Origin of the sequence: Paraburkholderia sp. BL25I1N1 (genome assembly GCF_003002025.1) — a bacterium.
GTDB lineage: Bacteria > Pseudomonadota > Gammaproteobacteria > Burkholderiales > Burkholderiaceae > Paraburkholderia.
Genome location: NZ_PVZB01000046.1, coordinates 19,959 through 39,476, shown reverse-complemented (window position 1 = coordinate 39,476; position 19,518 = coordinate 19,959). Strand labels below are relative to the sequence as shown.

Annotated in this window: 17 protein-coding genes; 9 read left to right on the top strand and 8 right to left on the bottom strand. The window is 57.7% G+C overall.

Annotation, left to right across the window (positions count from 1 at the left end; all coding sequences use genetic code 11):
• The 5 genes from B0G73_RS38325 to B0G73_RS38305 form a co-directional block, all read right to left on the bottom strand.
• Nucleotides 1-494 (bottom strand): MOSC N-terminal beta barrel domain-containing protein (locus B0G73_RS38325; protein WP_181196763.1); only part of this gene is annotated, 494 nt, incomplete at its 3' end.
• Between the two features lie 407 nt (nucleotides 495-901).
• Complete coding sequence (locus B0G73_RS38320) at nucleotides 902-1,912, bottom strand: dienelactone hydrolase family protein (RefSeq protein WP_106286233.1); 1,011 nt, start codon at nucleotides 1,910-1,912, stop codon at nucleotides 902-904.
• A gap of 351 nt (nucleotides 1,913-2,263) precedes the next feature.
• On the bottom strand, nucleotides 2,264-3,124 hold the full coding sequence (locus B0G73_RS38315) for a glycine betaine ABC transporter substrate-binding protein (RefSeq protein WP_106286232.1): 861 nt from the start codon (nucleotides 3,122-3,124) through the stop codon (nucleotides 2,264-2,266).
• A gap of 68 nt (nucleotides 3,125-3,192) precedes the next feature.
• Complete coding sequence (locus B0G73_RS38310) at nucleotides 3,193-4,419, bottom strand: Xaa-Pro peptidase family protein (protein ID WP_106286231.1); 1,227 nt, start codon at nucleotides 4,417-4,419, stop codon at nucleotides 3,193-3,195.
• Between the two features lie 80 nt (nucleotides 4,420-4,499).
• Nucleotides 4,500-5,624, bottom strand: a complete 1,125-nt coding sequence (locus tag B0G73_RS38305) for a hypothetical protein (protein ID WP_219907333.1) — start codon at nucleotides 5,622-5,624, stop codon at nucleotides 4,500-4,502.
• Between B0G73_RS38305 and B0G73_RS38300 the strand changes: the two genes are divergently transcribed.
• From B0G73_RS38300 to B0G73_RS38290, 3 genes are all read left to right on the top strand, one after another.
• Entirely contained in the window at nucleotides 5,511-6,428 is a 918-nt protein-coding gene (locus tag B0G73_RS38300) for a LysR substrate-binding domain-containing protein (protein WP_106286229.1), read from the top strand. The genes B0G73_RS38305 and B0G73_RS38300 overlap by 114 nt on opposite strands.
• A 250-nt stretch (nucleotides 6,429-6,678) precedes the next feature.
• Entirely contained in the window at nucleotides 6,679-7,068 is a 390-nt protein-coding gene (locus B0G73_RS38295; RefSeq protein ID WP_219907331.1) for a GNAT family N-acetyltransferase, read from the top strand.
• A gap of 159 nt (nucleotides 7,069-7,227) precedes the next feature.
• The gene (locus B0G73_RS38290) at nucleotides 7,228-7,803 is read left to right on the top strand and encodes a GNAT family N-acetyltransferase (protein ID WP_219907330.1); all 576 of its coding nucleotides are present in this window, start codon (nucleotides 7,228-7,230) and stop codon (nucleotides 7,801-7,803) included.
• Between the two features lie 691 nt (nucleotides 7,804-8,494).
• On the opposite strand, the gene B0G73_RS38280 is transcribed toward B0G73_RS38290, so the two are convergent.
• Entirely contained in the window at nucleotides 8,495-9,187 is a 693-nt protein-coding gene (locus tag B0G73_RS38280) for a hypothetical protein (protein ID WP_146144285.1), read from the bottom strand.
• Between the two features lie 167 nt (nucleotides 9,188-9,354).
• Nucleotides 9,355-9,693 (bottom strand): hypothetical protein, encoded by a 339-nt coding sequence (locus tag B0G73_RS40860; protein WP_181196762.1) that lies wholly within the window; start codon nucleotides 9,691-9,693, stop codon nucleotides 9,355-9,357.
• 1,249 nt (nucleotides 9,694-10,942) lie between these two features.
• Here B0G73_RS40860 and B0G73_RS38270 point away from each other — a divergent pair.
• From B0G73_RS38270 to B0G73_RS38255, 4 genes are all read left to right on the top strand, one after another.
• Complete coding sequence (locus tag B0G73_RS38270; RefSeq protein ID WP_106286226.1) at nucleotides 10,943-11,680, top strand: transporter substrate-binding domain-containing protein; 738 nt, start codon at nucleotides 10,943-10,945, stop codon at nucleotides 11,678-11,680.
• Nucleotides 11,681-11,816: 136 nt separating this feature from the next.
• Nucleotides 11,817-12,101 (top strand): antitoxin Xre/MbcA/ParS toxin-binding domain-containing protein, encoded by a 285-nt coding sequence (locus B0G73_RS42050; RefSeq protein WP_106286225.1) that lies wholly within the window; start codon nucleotides 11,817-11,819, stop codon nucleotides 12,099-12,101.
• 583 nt (nucleotides 12,102-12,684) lie between these two features.
• A complete protein-coding gene (locus B0G73_RS38260; protein ID WP_106286224.1) occupies nucleotides 12,685-13,137 on the top strand; it encodes a hypothetical protein in 453 nt (150 codons plus the stop codon).
• Nucleotides 13,138-13,163: 26 nt separating this feature from the next.
• Nucleotides 13,164-15,014 (top strand): NACHT domain-containing NTPase, encoded by a 1,851-nt coding sequence (locus B0G73_RS38255; RefSeq protein ID WP_146144284.1) that lies wholly within the window; start codon nucleotides 13,164-13,166, stop codon nucleotides 15,012-15,014.
• Nucleotides 15,015-15,552: 538 nt separating this feature from the next.
• Here the strand turns inward: B0G73_RS38255 and B0G73_RS38250 are convergent.
• Nucleotides 15,553-16,452 carry an alpha/beta fold hydrolase gene (locus B0G73_RS38250; RefSeq protein WP_374957059.1) on the bottom strand — a complete coding sequence of 300 codons (900 nt, stop codon included), beginning with the start codon at nucleotides 16,450-16,452 and terminating at the stop codon, nucleotides 15,553-15,555.
• Nucleotides 16,453-16,756: 304 nt separating this feature from the next.
• Here B0G73_RS38250 and B0G73_RS38245 point away from each other — a divergent pair, with 304 nt between their 5' ends.
• On the top strand, nucleotides 16,757-17,392 hold the full coding sequence (locus tag B0G73_RS38245) for a hydrolase (protein ID WP_106286221.1): 636 nt from the start codon (nucleotides 16,757-16,759) through the stop codon (nucleotides 17,390-17,392).
• A gap of 238 nt (nucleotides 17,393-17,630) precedes the next feature.
• On the top strand, nucleotides 17,631-19,499 hold the full coding sequence (locus B0G73_RS38240) for an amidohydrolase (RefSeq protein ID WP_106286220.1): 1,869 nt from the start codon (nucleotides 17,631-17,633) through the stop codon (nucleotides 19,497-19,499).
• The last annotated feature ends 19 nt before the right edge of the window (nucleotides 19,500-19,518 follow it).

Here is a 19,518-nt window from a genome sequence, read left to right as displayed (position 1 = left end):
TGCACGGAAGTCCCGGTCGCCTCCTCAAGCGCCCGCACGGAGGCCAGGTTGATCACCGAGATCGCTTTCATCATGACCGGCGAGACCACGCCGACGTCCGTGAATTTGTGGCCTGCGGCCGAGACCAGGCGGGGGCGGCCTTCAGTCGCTTCGCCCAGATAAGTCGCCATGAAATCCTCGATCGCCTCACGGCCCGCAGCATTCGTCGTCGCCGCCTCAAGCACAAGCTCACCGCGATAGCGAATGGTTAGCGTGCCGGTCTCTGGATCCAGCCGCGTCGCCAGCGCGGCAAGCTTTTCATTCTTGCGCAGCATCAGGAAATGGCCCTTGTCGAGCGGCTCGGGGGCTTCCGGATCGAAACGCGTCGTGCCGAGCGCCAGCGCGAATGCGCGGTCGAAGGACAGTCCTTGCCCGTGGCTGACGGCCATTTCCGTCAAGGGCTCGGGAGAGAGCCCCTTGATTGGATAGCGATAGAGATTGATAATTTTCGCCATTATTCCTCTCCCATCACTGATTTTCGCCATTAGTCCCGCAGTACTTAACATAGCACCTGGTGAGGGTGACAAGCCATCAGGAACCGGGGATGGATCGACAAGCGGCTCGCTCAATATGCGCAGAACAGTCCTTTGTGAGCATGGACAGGCGGGGACACAAATCGGTGACGTCTAGTTGCGTTCGAGCGGCGGCAGGGCAGAACGGTCGCTCAAGTGTATCTCGTGAATCGTCGACAATCGTGTCAGACGCGCAGGGCAGGGGAAACTTGGCAAGCGCGCTCGCAGATTGGCGAACATCGGTCCCACTTTTGTTGCCGTCTCGCTGTTGGAGAAGTTGCCCCTCGCTACAACCGCCGACGACTATGCGGCGCTCATGCCGTGGGCCATGTCAGCTCATCCCGGATGACTTATAGATTTGCTCGTAAGAAGTTCACGACCTCCTGATCGATCTGTCGGTGAATCTCCACCCGATCGATCCCGGGCGCGTCCTGGCAGATCAGCGCCGCACTGACTGCGACCGAGGCCGGACAAGGATCAATGAAAACGAAGTGATTGCCTGGCACGATGTGGGTTGCAGGCGGTGTGGGCAAGCCTGACATAACGGCGAGAGAGTTTCTCGCAGAACCAAGATAGCTGTCGTCCTGCGGTCGATAAAGCATCGTCGGTACGCGTACAGCGGACAAGCCAGGCGCCTCAAACATCATGGCCAATGGATCCATCAGCACCAAGGCCTTCAGGCGACGATCAACGGGCGGTTGCCAGCTTACCAATTGGTTGGGTACGGCCGCTTTACCCTGGGCGCCGTTCGTACCATTGCCGGATGCTGAACGCGGACACGATCCGGGATCATCGTGGCTCGCGCAGTATGCACTGGCGGACGCAAAGTCGGGTTTCGCTCCCGCCAGAATCAGCGCCGTGTAGCCGCCTGCCGAGTATCCGATCATGCCGATTCGTCCGGCGTCGGCGCTTGCCGAAAACCGTGGATCTGTGAGGACTGCATTGAGCGCGGCTTCCGCCTGCCGGGGGCGATCGATCAGAATCTGGGCTTGCGAGGGCGCTCGGGGATAGCCTGAAGCGTCACCAACGTGGGTCGGCAAGACGGCGATAAATCCGGCGCGAGCCAGAACGCTAGCCAATTCACGGTGGCTGAGGGGGCCGCCACCTCGCCCGTGTGAGATCAATACGACCGGGAAGCGACTATGCGGTGCGGGCGAAGCATTGCGCGTCGCCTCGACGGTGAACGGACCCGCTTGCCACGGAACCTCACGTTCAAGCGTAGGGTAAAAGACGACCGCGTCGAAAGGAGCCGCCTCGCCCGCCACCGTGAGACGGATTACGCCTGCGTAAAAAGCGGCCGGGGCGGCTAGCGCGGAGCACGGGCATACGATTGCCAGTACAACAATCAGTATCCAACGCATGTCATTGCTCCTGGTGAGCGAGAATGAGAGGCGAAGATTATCAGAACGTTCTTACACGTTCGATGACTGAAAGGCGTCGTTTATCGATCGCTTACTTTGTTGCGACGATGCAGCGCAGACTGTTTCAGCCCAAAGTCGCGCGCTGTCTTTCCTGAGAGGCTTTCGAAGTTTTCGTCGCTAGCAGTATCTGTGATCATGGCTAGCAGTAAATCTGAACGGCAACAGGGGCCGCCACCTCGGCTCCCGGATCGGCGGGATGGCGTCGATCCGGGACAATAGTCGCGTGACATCGGGCGGCTGACGTCGTCGCGATTGCATGACGAACGGGTAGGTTTTACATCAACGCCACGGCTACTTGAACCATTGCGCTACTAGCGAAGGATTCTTGCCGATCCACGCCGCTACACCTTTTTCCGGCGTGGCCTCGCCTCCCGTCCGAATATCGTCCATAAGCGAGCCAAGCGTCTGGTCATCCATCTTCCACTGATGCAGCCAGCGCGACGGATCCGGATAGTCATGCGAGAAATGTGATGCAGCGATGCAATAAATCGCATCCGGCGTGCCGAATGTGCCCTTCGGATCCTTCAGATAGTGCATCGGATACTTCGCCCACACCCAATGGGGATTCCACAGTGTTACCACGATTGGCTGGTGTCCCTGTTCGGCGCGCGCTAACTGCAGTAGCATAGCCGCCTCCGACGACGCCAGCACCGAGTAATTCAGGCTGTAGTCCGTCTTCGCCTTCGCCGTCAGCTTCATCAGCCCGCTGCCCGATTCGATGCCGAAGATCGTAGCGTGGCCATCGTGCATAAACTGAGCTGCCTGGTCATTCAACTGATCGACGCTGTCGATCTTTACGTAATCCGGTACGGCCAAACCCAGTTGCGCTTTATCGAACCAAGGGCCGATTTTTTCCACGCGGGCCTTCACATTGTCGTAGGGGGCGGCGTCGGCCGACGGCAGCCATACCTCGAAAGTCAGGTCTAGCTTTCCTTGTGCGACGCCACTATAGATGATTGCCTTGTCGCCCGGTTGCAGGTTGACCGTGTAGCCCCTCTGCGTGAGCAAAACTTTCCATAGATTCGCGACTGCAATGTTCTCCGCCCAGTTGTTCACGCCAATCGTGATCGGCGTGTCCTTCGGCCCAGCAGCGGCCGCTGATATATGACACATCGCAAGAACTAGCAATGCCGTTTTCAGCCACTTATTCATAGATATTCAACTCCTGGATCAGGGAAGGCCGCCTTTGTGCTCACCAAGCAGCCGTAGGTGCTTGAAAATCAGGCGAGCAGGCGGTTTTCGAATGGATAGTCGGACAACAGTTCGACATGGCCATCGTCACGTACGTACACCTGTTCTTCCAGTTTGACGCCTTCGCCGCCGTCTTCGTGGCCGATATAACTCTCGATGCACAGCGTCATGCCCGGCTCGATCACGCCGTCGTAACCTTTCGCTTCGTTGTCTTCGCGATGAACGATGTACGGATATTCTCCGGTCATGCCCACGCCATGCGCGAGGGCGAAGTAGCGGCGTGCCTGATACGGACCGGGGATTTTCCAGGCCTTGGCGATGAACTCCTGGAAGGTCGTGCCGGCGCGCACATTTTCCATGTTCGAATGGACTTGCTCGTAAGCGAGGCGGTAGAGATTCTTTTGCGCGGGTGTTGCGGGACCGTCGCCGCACAGAAAGGTGCGCGAAAAATCGGCGTAATAGCCGAAGCGCCCCACCACGTCGGTATCAAGGCCAACCAGTTCGCCTGCCTGAATCTTGCGCGGACTGCTTTCCTGGAACCACGGGTTCGTTCGCGGCCCCGAACTGATGAGTCGCGTTTCAACATAGTCGCCGTCAGTCTCGATGATGTGCTTGTGCAGATGCGACCACAGTTCGTTTTCGCTGATGCCGGGCACGAGCGCAGCTTCCAGCTTGCGCACGCCTTCTTCGGCCGCGCGCAGCGACGAGCGGATCATCTTGATCTCGTTGGGCACCTTGATCGCCCGAGCGCGCTCGAGCGGTTCCTGTGCGTCGGAGATCTGGTAGCCGCGTGCCTGCAACGCGAACGCCGCTGCCGAGGTCGCGCTTTCGATTGCGATGCGCTTGCCGCCGCCGCACTGCTTTACCAGCTCGTCCATTTCGTCGGCCCAGCGTTCGGTAACGCGGCCGAGCATATCGTCGCAGAAGTAGTAGGAAATCGCCGTGGCGGGCCGTACCTCGTCAACCGTGTCGAGTCCTTCAGCCAGAAAATCGCAGCCTGCGTATTCGAACAAAACCACCTTGCCTTCGGCGGGCACGAACACATAGCGCGCAGGGTTACGCATCGAATAGACCTGCATGTTGCGCGAACCGGTTGCGTAGCGCATGTGCGTGGGATCGAAAAGGATCGCGGCGGTGAGGTCGCGCTTCCTGAGTTCGCGGCGCACGGCGGCGAGCCGGTCGCGCTGGATCTGCGCAATTTCTTCCGCAGTCGGTTCGCAATCTTCCGGGTGATGAGTCGGGCGAAGAATTGTCATGGTGTCAGTGAGAGCGCGTTATAAGTATTGGGAACGACGAGGTTTACCGCAGCGGCTTCGGCAGGGACTTGAAAGCGACTTCAATCGACAAGATTGTCGGCACGGACCAGCTTTTGTTCGGCTTCCAGATGCATCTCGGACACGCGTCCATAGAGCTGGCGGGTACGCTCCAGCCGCCCAATCACGCCAGGCTTCTTCGAATACGCGAAGATCGCGGTATGACGGTCAATCTCGCCTTGCACAAGCGTCACGCGGTGCAATGAGAAACGGCCCTTGAACAGTTGCAGGTCGCCCGGCTGCAGCGTAATGACGTTGATCGGCGCACGAGTTTCGCCGCGTACCACCGCGCCGACGCCGCCGTAGTTCTCGCCGCCAGGAGAACGGATGTTCGGGCAGTACTCGAAATCGCCGCCCGCGTTGGGCTGTTGCGTCATCATCGAAACGATGAATTCATTGGTGTCGTAGTGCCACGGCTGTTCGGTGCCCGGCGGCATGACGTTCTGTACAAGGCCTGCATACGGGTCGGCGTATTCCCAGATACGCTCTTCGCCAAGGCAAGCCGCGACAAAGCGTTTCATGGCGTGAGCCACGTAGATGCGGTGAATGATCGCGTCGCCCGGAATCAAGTCGCGCGTGACGAAGCCGCTGGTACGGTCCATGAACACGCGGCGCGGATCGCCCTCGGGCAAAGACGGATCGTCGGCGGTGAAATATGCGTTGACCTTGCGGCTCGAAAAGTACGTCTTCCTGGCGAGCGCCAACCCTTCGGCGCGAGCCTGCTCCAAAGCAGCCGAACGCAGAAAACCGTGCAGCACGGCGCTGCCGTTGCCGGCAAGATGCGCCCGGCAGCTTGCGACGAGCTCACGCATGCGGGGGTGGTCTGGATCGTGCAACGGATAACGCTCGGTATCGACTATATCGCCCAGATCGGTACATTCGGCGTCGGCAAGAGGCAGGCTGGCTGACACGGTGCGGCTCCAGTTTTGTGGTTCGAAGGTTGATTTGTGAGCTGAATTGTTTTCGACAACAATCAGCTCACCGACGTCCTCATGTTTTGATCGCCAAATTTCTTTGGAAAGCGAGTAATTCCGATGGCAGCCATCAGCGGACCCGATTGGTCCAAACTCAGCTCTCTGGACCCCGAACTGGTGCGTGCATTCGTCGCTGTCGTTGACAGTGGCGGCTTCACCGCTGCCGCAAAGCAACTGCATCGCACACAATCCACTATCAGTCTGCGGATTCGCACCCTTGAAGAGCGTCTCGAAACACACATGTTCTTGCGCAATAGCCGGCGTCTCGCGCTATCGCGCGACGGGGAGAACTTCCTGATTCACGCGCGGCGCATTATTCAGGTGCAAAACGAAGCGATCGCTGCACTAAACCGGAGCAGCCGCGAAGGCGTGATCCGTTTTGGACTGCCTGAGGATTACGCCGAACTGTGGCTACCGGATCTGCTGAAAAAATTTTATGAGCTGCGGCCAGGTGCGCGGCCGCACATCCATTGCCGGATGTCGCTCGAATTGCTGGAGCGGTTGCAGGCGGGCGAGCTGGATCTCGCACTCGTCGTGCGGCACGGTTCGACGACGGGTGGCCGGAGCCTGGGGCGGGAAAATGTGGTGTGGGCGGCGCACAAGGATTTCGTGCTCGACCGGAAGGCCTCGGTGCCGCTCGCGTTGTTTCCGGAGACTTGCTGCTACCGGCAGCGAGGACTTGAGGCGCTGGCGGCACTGGACCGCTCGTATCACGTGATCTATACGAGCCAGAGCCCGACCGGCATCAAGGTGGCCGTGAATCACGGTGCGGCGGCGACGATCATTGACCGCTGTACGCTGCCGTCCAACTGGCGCGTATTGGGTGCCGCTGAAGGGTTGCCGCCGCTACCGCCAGCAGATCTCGAATTGCATCGCTCGTCAGGGATTCGTGATCCGGCCACAGACGATCTTGCCTCTTTAATCGAAGCAATGGTAGAGGAACGCCGGCGTGCGTCGAATGAACTTGCGCTGATTTAGGTTTATTCGTCCGGTAAATTCAAGGACTGTGAATGACCGGTTTCGACAAACCTGAGAGACCGTTCAGGGTTGGCTCGTGCCGTTTGCATCGCGCGGCCGAGATGAGCATCGCGCTCGCTCGTGGGACGCTGGTCGGCAATAGACGGCCGGCCGACGTGGGCGTTCATATCATCAACAATCTCGCGCTGGAAAGTACATCCGAGCAGCGCGGCGCGCCGACGCGGAAATCCTTCAGGCGTTGTATCGCCAGTTGGTCGACGACGAAAACGTCATGGTTACGGAGTCCCAGGTCGAAGCGCTTGAGGTAGACCGTCGCACTCGCCTCCTAGTCTGCGAGATTGATGGCTATGTCCGGGGTACCGTATTGGTTTGCCTTTGTGCGGACGTTATGTACGCCGGACAGCCTTTTGCTGTACTCGAGAATCTCGTCGTTTATCAGGAATGCCGTGGACAAGAGATCGGGCAGGCGCTATTAGGGGAGGTCGAGCGATTCTGCCTCTCGCAGAACTGTTCGAAAATGATGCTGCTCAGTTCGGCGTCTCACGTGGACGCACACCGTTTCTTCGAGAACGCCGGTTTCCGTGGCGACCGGAAGCGCGGGTTCCTCAAATATCGCAGCCAGTTCGGTGAAGCGACTTGAAATATACCGTCGCTCGGCTACCAACAACGGCCCCTCGACAGGGCCGCGTTAGTTGTTGACAACATCCGAGTCTTATCTGGGCGAGAGTCGCATTCGTTTTCGTTCTGCTACTATCGTCGTCCTACCTAACCTAGTGCGCCAGAGGGACAAAAACAACGTATGACCAGCGCGCATGCGATCGTTTCAATGCACAACATCGGTACCGCAAGAATGATTCTGCGTCAGCCGACCAACTCGGATGTAGATGCTCTGTTCCGTATCTATGGTGATCCACTCACAAACGCATTTAATCCGGCTGGGCCGATGCGCTCCCTCGCCGACGCCGAGACAACAATGGCTCAATGGCTCGATCATTGGATCAGGAACGGGTTCGGCGCGTGGGCAGTTGCCTGGGCAGCCCGGCCGAGCGAGGTTGTCGGGTTCGGCGGCCTTTCATATAGGCCATTCGGCGATGAGGTAAAGGCGAATCTGGGCTATCGGCTCGGGGTAGAGGCGTGGGGGCGAGGGCTTGCGACCGAGTTGGCTACCTCGGCAATCAAATTCGGGTTTCAAGCCCTGCATTTGCAGGAGATCTTCGCCTTGGTACGGAGCAACTATGTCGCCTCTCGGAACGTTCTGGAGAAGGCGGGGTTAACTCAATTCGGAACTCTCGACGATGTACCGGGAGACACGCCAAGCATTGTTTATAGAATCGCGCCGACCAATGTGAGCGGAACTAGCGGCTGCGCTGCATAAGACGAGAGCGCGTCCAGAACGGAACAGCACTCACGTCATTGCCGATCCGGCAAGGGCTGCTTCGTTGAGCGGACGGACTGCTCCGGATCGTTCTATGCACCGTATATCAGGCAGCGCGCCGGCAGTCGCATAGCCGATGTGGCGCTCAGTCTGCCTGTCGAGCGCACGGCTGGAGAAGCTTCCCGGGGTGGCCAGATCAAATAGCGCGGACTACGGCAATTTTGCCGATCAGGACCAGGTAAGAAATGGGCCAGAATATCAGCGCGCGAACTTTAGTCGAGAAAACGTTTTGCAGCGTGTTATACACTGGGTGGAACGTAATCAAGTTTCGCAACACCGTACGGTTTTAAAAAGATGCCGCAGGCAAAATAAACGACAAAGTAAACGAACGGTGCTTTAGCTGCTCCAGCTATCAAAGCGCCAACAACGAGCGCGATCACTGCCCCTACGTAAAACCCAAAGGCCTTGCCAAGTGACATTAGTCCACTGGCCCCCCGAACAGCGTCGTCGCTTGCGATAGAACAGGTAGTTTCGAGCCGCCGGAGGTTGACGGCTCAGCCCAGAGGTATCGGCTTATAAGACGAAAACTTTAGGCCGATACGACATCTCGCAGCAATGCTGGCTCGATCGACTCTTGCATGGGTTATGGAATCTTTCTTTTCCACTATATCCACGTGACGAGCCCGGTGAGTCAAAGCGGATGATTGAGGTCGGCTGCCAGTTGCGTCGCGATACTGTTAGCGCCTTCGGTCAGACCACTTTTGATGTCGGTCGCCGAAACATTCTGCTTCCCGAAGTTGAACGTCTTTCGATAGATGGCATTGCCAGCGTCTAGCGGGTCCGACTCGTTCGGCTTCTTCCTGAACTGCAGCAATTCATTGGATTTTGGATACATCACCGCGTTAGCGGAGATATAAAGATTTCCCGACTGCATCTGGTAGCCGACGTCAACAAACAGGATCGCACTTGCCGACGACTTGTCATAGATGATTCTTTTCTGCGTGCTCGAAGCGACCGTATCTACGTCCAACGGCGCTCTGAACTTGACATCCGTGACTGTGCCGAGTGCATCGTTAGAGGCCTGTTTCATCACCGTGCGGAAGTCGTAATCGCGCAGTTGCTCGATGATCGGGGCGGCGTCTTTTTCTGCGGAAGATCGACGGGCGGCATCGATTCCAGCCGCCACCAGCGCCCCCAGGAGACCCGTTGCGCCTGCATTGGTCGGTGTAACGGTGATGAGCAAACTGCTTTGCGGGATAAACAATGTGCCGGTAACGCTTGCGAGTTCGTGCTGCTCCTGCGCGGTCAGCGAGATCGGCGGAGTCGTCGCGCATCCTGCCAATACGGCGGAACACAAGAATAGAGATAGTCCTTTTAGATTCATTACTGAGCCCGGCTAATGACGATGGGTACTTCGATGAAAAGCGGGACCGTCGGCCCCTCATTGTGTTCAAACTTGACGGCACGTAGATTCGACAACGCAGGGCGCGTACGCGAATCTAACCGAGTCAATTCAAGTCTCCTTAACGGCGGTTTCGCAGTTAACTTGAATTATTTTTTGGCGAAACTCCGCCAATTATGAAAGTGAATCGAAAGATATTGTGATGCAACTGGATGAGGAGATTTGCCGAGCGTCCGGCCGGTTTTTTGCAACTGTCGCGGTTGAAAACCGGCGCGTGCCTTTATACATCTGATTACACGGGTGCCGTCTCTGTCTACGGTTTCGACGCCGAACATGGTGCAACCGGTATTATGTTCGGTCACAGTGGTGCCGGTGCCGGTGCCGGTGCCGGTGCCGGTGCCGGTGCAGTTGCTGGAGTTGTGCTGGAAAGATACTTGGGTCGTGTGCGACAATCGCAATTTTACTTTCGCGAAAAAGAATCTCACCATCGCTGATTTCAACGGCGCTTAAAGTCTGAGAATGCAATCGACATTGCAACGTGGCGGTTCATTCAGCACCTTGCGGACGTGAGGAATGTGTGTGACCACAGCAAGGACTCCGAGCCAACAACAGTTCAAGTAGATGACCTGATTGCGGGGGTAAAACGCATCATTAAGTCCGTGTTCTAGTAACGAATAAGCCTGGGAAATGATAGCTCACGTCACCGGAAAAAACGCACGCATTGCGAAAAACGGAACGGTTTTAACCACTACAGGCTAGCCGCTAGCCATAGGTTTCCCTAACAAGGGTACCTCTTGAACACCGCACAGCACTTAACAACAACTATGCGCCTTTGTTACCTCGCAGCGCTTTGCCTGCCACTTTCTCTGTACGGTTGCCTGACCTACCACGACCCGCGCCCGGTTGGAGAACAGAAATCCGGTTTGCATACGGCCACGGTTAACCTGGCTGGTACTTACGAGATCGTCGATAGCCGTCGCGATCACCGCCACTTCACAGGTGCGGTAATTCGCAAAGCCTACGGTTCTGACGGGCTCGACATCACGTTGACGAGCCCGACTTCCGGATCTGCCCTTCTGTCGCAAGAAGTGTCGCGGTTGGGCAAGCAGGAGTTATTCGGCCATGATGTGCGACTCGCCCGCCTATGGGGTCAATTTCTACAGCTTGAATACGCCAACGGATCTGGATCGCACAGTCAAGGACCGCGGAATCATAACCACGTTCGAACCCATGACGGTTCCTGATGGCGATTACCTTCTCGAATACTCCGACCAGGGCGGCCGATCGTATTACTACGTTCTGGCCAGGAAGACGTCGCCATAAACCCATCAAGTCAGACACTTCGAGCGCCGCGCGTGCTGCTATGGCTCAGTCCGGCGCCACCACGATCGCGGTCGGACTCGGAATGCGCGTCGCGAAGGCGAGGCGCTGAGCAGCGTCGCTGAACGCCGGCCACTCACTCACATCCTCCGGTGGTGTGTTTTCGGTCGGTGTGCCATCTGCGCTGTGCGCACGGTATTCACCGGCCGTACGTGTCGCCGCGAACAGCGGCTCGGCCGACGCAGATCCGGTGCTATGCCGCCTCGACCGCTGAGGGGCGTTGAACGAGCATCGACGATGAGAGACGAACGCATCCCTCGAAAAATTGGCCATGAAGCGACATTCGTGCATGCGAGTAAAATCGTCAACAATCGGCCCCAGACTTGACGGCCGTTTTTCGGTTTGCGAGACGAAGCGATGAAGGTAACGATTGCGTATATCGAGGAACCGCCGTTTGGCTGGACCGAAGCCGACGGCACCGCTACCGGTGCTGATATCGAGCTCGCGAGGACGATCCTGCGTCAGATCGGCGTCAGTAGGATCGAGCATTGCCTGACGACGTTCAGCGAATTGCTACCCGGCGTTGAAGCAGGTCGCTGGGACATGAACGTTCCTCTCTTTGTGACGCCGCAGCGTGCCAATACTGTCGCGTTCAGCGTGCCGGTGTGGGGAATCGAGGACGGCTTTCTCGTTCGACCTGGAAACCCGAAAGCGCTCAGTAGCTACTCCTCAATCGCCGAATGTCCTGATGCGCGCCTCGGCATCATTGGCGGACAGGTACAGCACGATTCGGCGACGGCGTCGGGGGTAAGCGAGGAGCAAATTGTCATCTTCGAGCGACAAGCCGACGCGATCGCGGCCGTTCTTTCTGGCGCGATTGACGCATATGCGAGTACGGCTTTGGGAAATCGAATTGTTGCGAGCGGAATGGGCCGCTCTATGATCGAGGCGGTCGCGCACGAGCCGGAAATGAACGGTAGACAGCGGACGCCTCCGCTGGGTGCATTTTCATTTAACCGACAGAACGCGGATCTTCTAAGATCGGTGAATCAGCGACTTCGTTCATATCTCGGCTCGCCGGATCATCGCGCTCGCATGGCGAGATTCGGGCTGACGGATAGTGAGATCGATCCAGTTGTCATGAACGGTGGGTAGGTCTCCGCCTCCAACACCTCTGAAACGTGCGCTTGGAGGCGGACTGATCCAAAGGCTTCAGGCCAGTTCCGGCCACTATCCGTCAGTCGAGCACCTCAGGTAAATTGTCGGCAATTACAACCAAGGAGCTGAATTCATGGACTGCAGGAGGCAAGTGAATCCGGAGCTTAACGGTTGGGACGGGTTTGTCAAAGCATTGGCCCCAGAGTGGAAGGTGAACAGCATTACCGACGAACTGATGAGGTTGGTTGCGGACGACACCGTTGCCACGGCTCTCTGGGGTTGCCTGAAGTCAGATGCGATCCGATGGCTGTATAGCGAAGTTCCGATGTTGGACAATCAACGTCCCATCGATCTGTTGACCAGCTCGGAGGGAAGTCAGCGGGTGAAATGGATCTTGTTTTCCTCGCCTTGGTGGTAAGACCTCGTAGATCCCTGATCTATTTAACCGGCAACTGCACGACAACGAGGAAGCGACTCACAGGAAGACTCATGTCTGCCGAGAGACGCGAACCCGTGATCTCGACCGCACTGAAGGTGATCTTTGAGCGAACGGCTGGCTTGAATCCCATGCTCCCGCGTGACGTATTCGAAGGGGCTGGATCTTGTGTGGCCGGTCGACGGCGAGGTAGATTGGGTCTGTTTCGAGCGACCGCTTCCGGCGAAGGTGACTGTCCGCTTCGGGGCGGCTGCTGCCGATTGCAGCCTTCTGTCAACCCGGCGTGGGCATCAGGCCCGCGGCAGGGGTGTTTGAATATCCGTCGCAAAAGAACGGCACCCTTAGCATCATTCGCCAACCTCTAGCTGCTTTTGCCAGCGGAGTACAAGGGCTCATAATCTCAGGCACAGGATGGCATACACCGCGGTCACCAAAGTCTGAGCGAATAAACGGTAAGATGCGGAGGTTGCGAGATTAACAACGACGTTTGTTGCGTGCCAGAGATCACGGGCACGTCAAATCATCGGGGTCAATGCGATTTAAAGAGGATGAACCGGGGAAAATAATGAGTGACGCCGAATACAAATACAACATGCAATTTGAAGCGAATGTACGGCAGGCGGCCGAGGCCGTCTGGGGCCTCGCCCCAGGTGATTGTCAGCCATCGCATTACGAAGGCGATGCGGTGATCCAAGAGCTCGACGGGATTGCCCGTTTGAGGGACGTTACCCACCTCATCATGGTGACCACGAGTACTCGGCTGGAGAAGGTGCGGGCAGACGTTAAAAAACTGAATGCCGCAGAAACGCATGAAATCAAGACGGCGATATCAATTTCAAAATGGCTCATAACTGAGAAGCAACTGGATGCGCAGCATGTTGAGGTTGCTAGGAAAAACAAGGTTACATTAATAACGCTGGATCAATTTCGGCGCCGTGCTTTTGATGGATTAAAATATCTGAATCTCCGCCGCAAGGCAGTGTTCGGTTCTGCCGTGACCCACATACAGACTCCATAACAATCGACGACGCTAAGTATGTAGAATTGCCCATTAATCTTATTGCAGACAAGGCTCCCGGTCGGAAACTTTCGTTCTCCCTGAATCAGCAGTCGGATCTTGATGAAGTAATTGGGTGTATCAAGTCTGGTGGCATAGCATTTTTGTTGGCGCCATTTGGGGCAGGTAAAAGTATCACGACCCGGCAAATATTTCTCAGATTGGCTGACGAGTTTCAGAGAAATTCTCATATGCCGGTGCCGCTTTCACTTAATCTGCGAGAACACTGGGCGCAACCCTATGCAGATGAAATGCTTGAGAGGCATGCTCGGTCTATTGGTTACTCGCCGCGTGAAGATCTTACGATTGCATGGCGGTCAGGAATGGCGACTTTACTGCTTGATGGTTTCGACGAGGTTGCCGCACAATCGATCATCCGAAAGGATGATAAAACCTTTATGCGTGAGGCTCGCCGGGAGGCATTAACTGGAGTGCGAGACTTTTTGGCAAAGATTCCCGCTGGAATTGGCGTACTGATCTGCGGCCGTGATCACTATTTTGATGATGAAAGCGAGATTACCGCTGCCCTTTCCGTCGGGGCTAAAGTATGCAAGGCATTCCGGCTTGGTGAATTCACAGAAGACGGCGTCCGCGAGTTCCTAGATAAAAATGGAGTCTCGAAGGAGCTTCCTGATTGGTTACCAAGAAAACCACTTTTGCTCGGTTATTTGATCCAGAAAGATCTTATCGGTGAAATTACAAACATCGATGGATCTGCGGGATTTGGTCACGCGTGGGATTCTTTTCTGACGAAAATCACCGAGCGCGAGGCGGCACTGGAATCCGCTACCATGGAAGCACAAACCTTACGTGCCGTAATGGAGCGGCTTGCTTTTTCGGTACGTGGTCGATCGTCCGGAACAGGACCAATCACTGGTGCAGACCTCTCCGATGCCTTTTTTGCCGAGACAGGCCAGTCCGCTGGCGAAGGGGTGCTAGCTCAATTGCAACGGTTGCCTGGGTTAACCCAGCGCGAGCAAGATCCTGGTTCTAGGTCGTTTGTGGACGAAGATATGCTCGCGGCCCTGCAAGGCGGAACTTTCTTTAGGTTGATCGCCGAGAATTTTAAAGATAACAACTCGCTAGCCATAGCAGAGCTATCGGAGAAAGCTATTGCCATGACTACGCATTTACTAAAGCGCGAGGGTTACCAGACATCCACGCTAATTTCGGTCGCACAGTCACTTCACCGCCAATCATCGGCAAACAACCAGGATGCGCAAGCCTTGGCTGACCTTATGTCGGTCATACTTAGCATGGCGCTTCAGGAAGGGCTACCAGAGATTGATTTCAGGGGGCTGGAAATTTCGTCGGCAACTCTTGGAAAGATTAATCTCGAGGACGTAATTGTTCAAGGGATGACCGTGCGTGATTGCTTAATCTCGGAACTGATCGTTAGTGCCGAAGGTATGGCAGGAGGAATAACCTTTCACAATTGCCTCATTCTCCGTGCGGTTGGCATCGCAGATGAAAGAGGGTTGCCTAGGGAGATATTCGTGGACTGTACGGTCGAAAATTTCGACGATATGGCGACCAATAACGCCGTCTTACAGTCGAACCTGCCAGCACAAATGAAGGCGTTGATGACGATACTTCGCAAACTGTACAAACAGGCCGGCGGTGGACGAAAGATGGCATCGCTTTTCCGCGGAATCACCCAGCGTCAAGTATCTGATTATGTAGAGAGGGTGGTTAAAACGTTGGAGGCGGAAGGATTTGTAAGTATCACGAACGATATCGTCCACCCTGTTCGAAAGCAAGCCGCGCGCGTCGAACATATTCTGGCCGCGCCATCCCTGAGCGCGGACTCCGTCGTACAGAAAATCCGTGCGCTCTAGCGGTCAGCAGCTAGCTGGGTAGCCGTACGGGTCACGGGGCGCAGCGCAACCGCGACAAAAATGCAAGAGGAGCGGACGTTTGTCACCCAATTCAATTGAACGTGATGAGCGGCCGCAACGGACATGCAGCGGCCGTTGACATTACTTTGCGTCGGAAGACTGCAACGGGTCCGATGACAACCTATCGAATCCGCGAGATGCAACTCTGGCGCGAACGTAAGGCAGTCGCACCGACTTTGTCGCACCGCCGCGCATATGCGGCGCGGCTACCCGTAATCCTTTGATTACATCTGTGCGCCGTCGCGATAACCATGGCGCCCTGCAAATGCGGCATGGAAATTCTGAACCGGCATTCGGCGGGGAGTAGGAACGCAAAGCTAAAACGCCGACAACCTATATTGGACGATCTGATTCGAGCCCGTAAAAACAACGCGGCGCGGCGCCCGCCGAAGTGAATCCACCAGGCTGCCGCGCCGCGTCTACAACGTAACCAACTTGCCCCCTGCCGCTGCATCCACAACCGGCACCCCGGCCGTCATCAGCTTTGCAGAAACTCAAGCAGATCCGCGTTGACCTTAGCCGCTTCCGTCGTGCACATGCCGTGCGGTGCACCCGGATAAACCTTCAGCATGGCGTTTTTCACCAGCTTCGCCGACAGGCGGGCCGAGTCGTCGATCGGCACGATCTGGTCGTCGTCGCCGTGCAGGATCAGCGTGGGCACGTCGATCTTCTTCAGGTCCTCGGTGTAGTCCACTTCGGAGAATTGTTTGACGCATTCATACTGGCCCTGGATCGAACCACGCATGCCTTCGCGCCAGAACTCGTCGATCGTGCCTTGCGAGACTTCGGCATTGGGCCGGTTGAAGCCGTAGAACGGCACGGCAAGTTCCTTATAGAACTGCGAACGGTTCCATGCCACGTTCGCGCGAATGCCGTCGAACACCGACATCGGCAGGCCGTCCGGATTGCCTTCGGTCTTGAGCATGAGCGGCGGCACGGCGCCGATCAACACGGCCTTCGCCACCCGCGCGGTGCCGTGGCGGCCGATGTAGTGAGCCACCTCGCCGCCGCCAGTCGAATGGCCGACGAGCGTCGCGTCCTTCAGGTCGAGCGCGTCGATGACCGCGGCCAGATCGTCGGCGTAGGTGTCCATGTCGTTGCCGTGCGACGGCTGATCGGAGCGGCCGTGGCCGCGCCGGTCGTGAGCGATGACACGATAGCCCTTCTGCACCAGAAACAGCATTTGTGCGTCCCACGCATCGGCGTCGAGCGGCCAGCCGTGCGAGAAGACAACGGGCTTGCCGGTGCCCCAGTCCTTGAAGAAGATTCGCGTGCCGTCTTTCGTGGTTACCGTGTTCATCGTGTGACGCTCTCCATGCTGTGAGTGGGATGCATTGCCTGCGTGTGCGTTGCCGCTGCCGCCCGTTGTGGCGGCCATCGCAGTTTTCAATCGTACGGTGCGAGCCGCTGTAGAGAACTTCAGATTGCTTAATTCTTCTGAATGCGCTTGCTTGTGTACGCCGATCTACCGGCGCGCGCCGACACCACCTGGCGACATCTCGCACTGGCGCTTGCAGGAATGCAATCGACTCCGCGCCGTCATCATTTTTAAGAACGATTAAGGACTTCCACAAGGACTCCGCGAAGCCCCGTCGATAGACTCGGCTCCAGTTTTCCTCGCTGTTCAAGCGAGCACGGCACGTCTCTCAGACATGCTTTGTCCATTCAATACGGAGCCCGTAATGCCTAAAGAACTCTTGACCCCTGATTCATGTGCGGTTGCCCTGATCGACTACCAGCCGCAGATGTTCTTCGGAACGACGTCGCATGAGCGGACCACTATCCTGCACAACGTCCAGGCAATCGCGAAGGCCTCGAAGCTCTTCAAGGTCCCGACGATCCTGACCACGGTGGCCGCCAAGTCGTTCAGCGGCGACATGGTGCCGGAAGTGCAATCGGTTTTCCCGGAGTACACGCCGATCGACCGTACGTCGATGAACTCGTGGGAAGACGTGAACTTCCGCAAGGCTATCGAGGCGACCGGCCGCAAGAAGATCGTGCTCGCCGGCCTGTGGACGGAAGTATGCGTATCGTTCCCGACCATCCAGATGATCAATGAAGGCTACGAAATCTACGTGCCGACCGACGCATGCGGCGACATCACCACGGAAGCGCACGAACGCGCGGTGCAACGCATCATCCAGGCCGGCGCGGTACCGATGACCTCGTTCCAGTACATGTTCGAACTGCAACGCGACTGGGGACGCAGCGAAACGTACGAAGGCTGCATGGACATCCTGAAGGCGCACAGCGCCTATGGCATCGGCGTGCGTTACGCGAAGTCGATTCTCGGCGAGCACGCGAGCGAAGCGGGCTAACCGGCTGACTCAGCGCACCGGCGCGGCGTGACGCCGGCCGGAGCGTATGGATGTTGCGCCGTTCAACAACCGTGGGCCGGCATATCCACCAGGCTCGTGCCGGCTGCGGCATCCGTTCGAGTGCTCGTTGGAAGGCGCGCCGGCCGTGCGCCTCCAGGCTTCCCTGTTTTCCATTTCCGGGCTTGCCCGGAAATAGCTCCGTGCGTGCCCGGCGGAGCGCTCTCCCATGAGGACCGCCATGACTTCCACACCTTCCGCGCCGACGCCGGCCGAGGTCGTCTTTTTCAACGGCAAGATCGCCACGCAGGACGACAAGCGCTCTTTCGCCGATGCGCTCGCCGTGGCGAACGGCCGTATCGTCGCTGCGGGTTCGCGCGATGCCGTGATGCGGCACGCCAACGACGCGACACGCCACATCGATCTGAAAGGCCGTACGGTCATTCCGGGGCTGAACGACTCGCACCTGCACATCATTCGCGGCGGCCTGAACTTCAACATGGAATTGCGCTGGGACGGCGTGCCGTCGCTAGCCGACGCGCTCGACATGTTGCGCAAGCAGGTGGCCCGCACGCCGGCGCCGCAGTGGGTGCGCGTGGTGGGCGGCTGGAACGAATTCCAGTTCGCCGAGCGCCGAGGACCGACGCTCGAAGAAATCAATGCGATTGCGCCGGATACGCCGGTGTTCATCCTGCATCTGTACGACAGCGCGCTACTGAATGCAGCGGCACTACGCGCGGTCGGTTATACGAAAGACACGCCTAATCCTCCCGGCGGCGAGATTCAGCGCGACAAGCGCGGCAATCCGACGGGCATGCTGATCGCGCGGCCAAACGCCGGACTTCTATACGCGACGCTCGCGAAAGGCCCAAAGCTCGCGCCCGAGGATCAGCGCAATTCCACGCGCCATTTCATGCGCGAACTAAACCGCCTCGGCGTGACGAGCGCGATCGACGCGGGCGGCGGATATCAGGCCTATCCCGACGACTATGCCGTCATCATGGACATGGCGAAGCACAGCGAACTGACCGTGCGGATCGCCTACAACCTGTTCACGCAGAACGCCAAGAAGGAAATCGAAGACTTTGCCCGGTGGGTGAAGATGACCAAACCCGGCGAGGGCGATGACTTCCTGCGCGTGAATGGCGCCGGCGAAATGCTGGTGTTTTCCGCTGCGGACTTCGAAGACTTTCTTGAGCCGCGTCCGGATCTGCCCGACTCGCTCGAAGACGAACTCGAAGCCGTCGTCAAGCTGCTGGTGGCGAACCGCTGGCCGTTCCGTCTGCATGCGACTTATAACGAATCGATCGAACGCTTCCTGAATGTGTTCGAACGCGTCAACGCCGAAATTCCGTTCAACGGACTGCGCTGGTTCTTCGACCACTGCGAGACCATCACGCAGAAAAACATCGAGCGCGTGCGGGCGCTCGGCGGCGGCATTGCGATCCAGCACCGCATGGCGTATCAGGGCGAGTACTTCATCCATCAATACGGCGAAGAAGCGGTGAAGCGCACGCCGCCGATCCGCCACATGCTCGACGCCGGCCTGCCGGTCGGCGCGGGCACGGACGCGACCCGCGTCGCCAGTTTCAATCCGTTCGTCTCGCTGTACTGGATGGTGTCGGGCAAGACGGTGGGCGGCACGCAGATGTATTCGGCCGAGAACAGGCTCGACCGCATGGAAGCCCTGCGCCGCTATACGGTGGGCAGCGCATGGTTCTCGAACGAGGAGGAGCGCAAGGGTGCGCTGGTGCCCGGCCAGTTCGCGGACTTCGCGGTGCTCAGCGAAGACTTCTTCACGGTCGACGAGAGCCGCATCAAGTTCCTCACCTCGAACATGACGGTGGTGGGCGGCAAGATCGTCTATGCGGACGACGAGTTCGCGCCGCTCGCGCCGCCTGATCTGCCGGTCAGTCCGTCGTGGTCGCCGGTCGCGGAGTTCGGCGGCTACAGCCGTTATAAACCGACGGCGGTGGCGTGCGTGGACGGTTGCGTCAATCTGTGCGGCGTGCATGCCCACGCGCACGGCTGGGCGTGGCGCAAGAACGTGCCGGTCAGCGATTCGAACGGCTTCTGGGGCGCGCTGGGTTGTAGCTGTTTCGCGTTCTGACATTCACCGCTTGATGCCA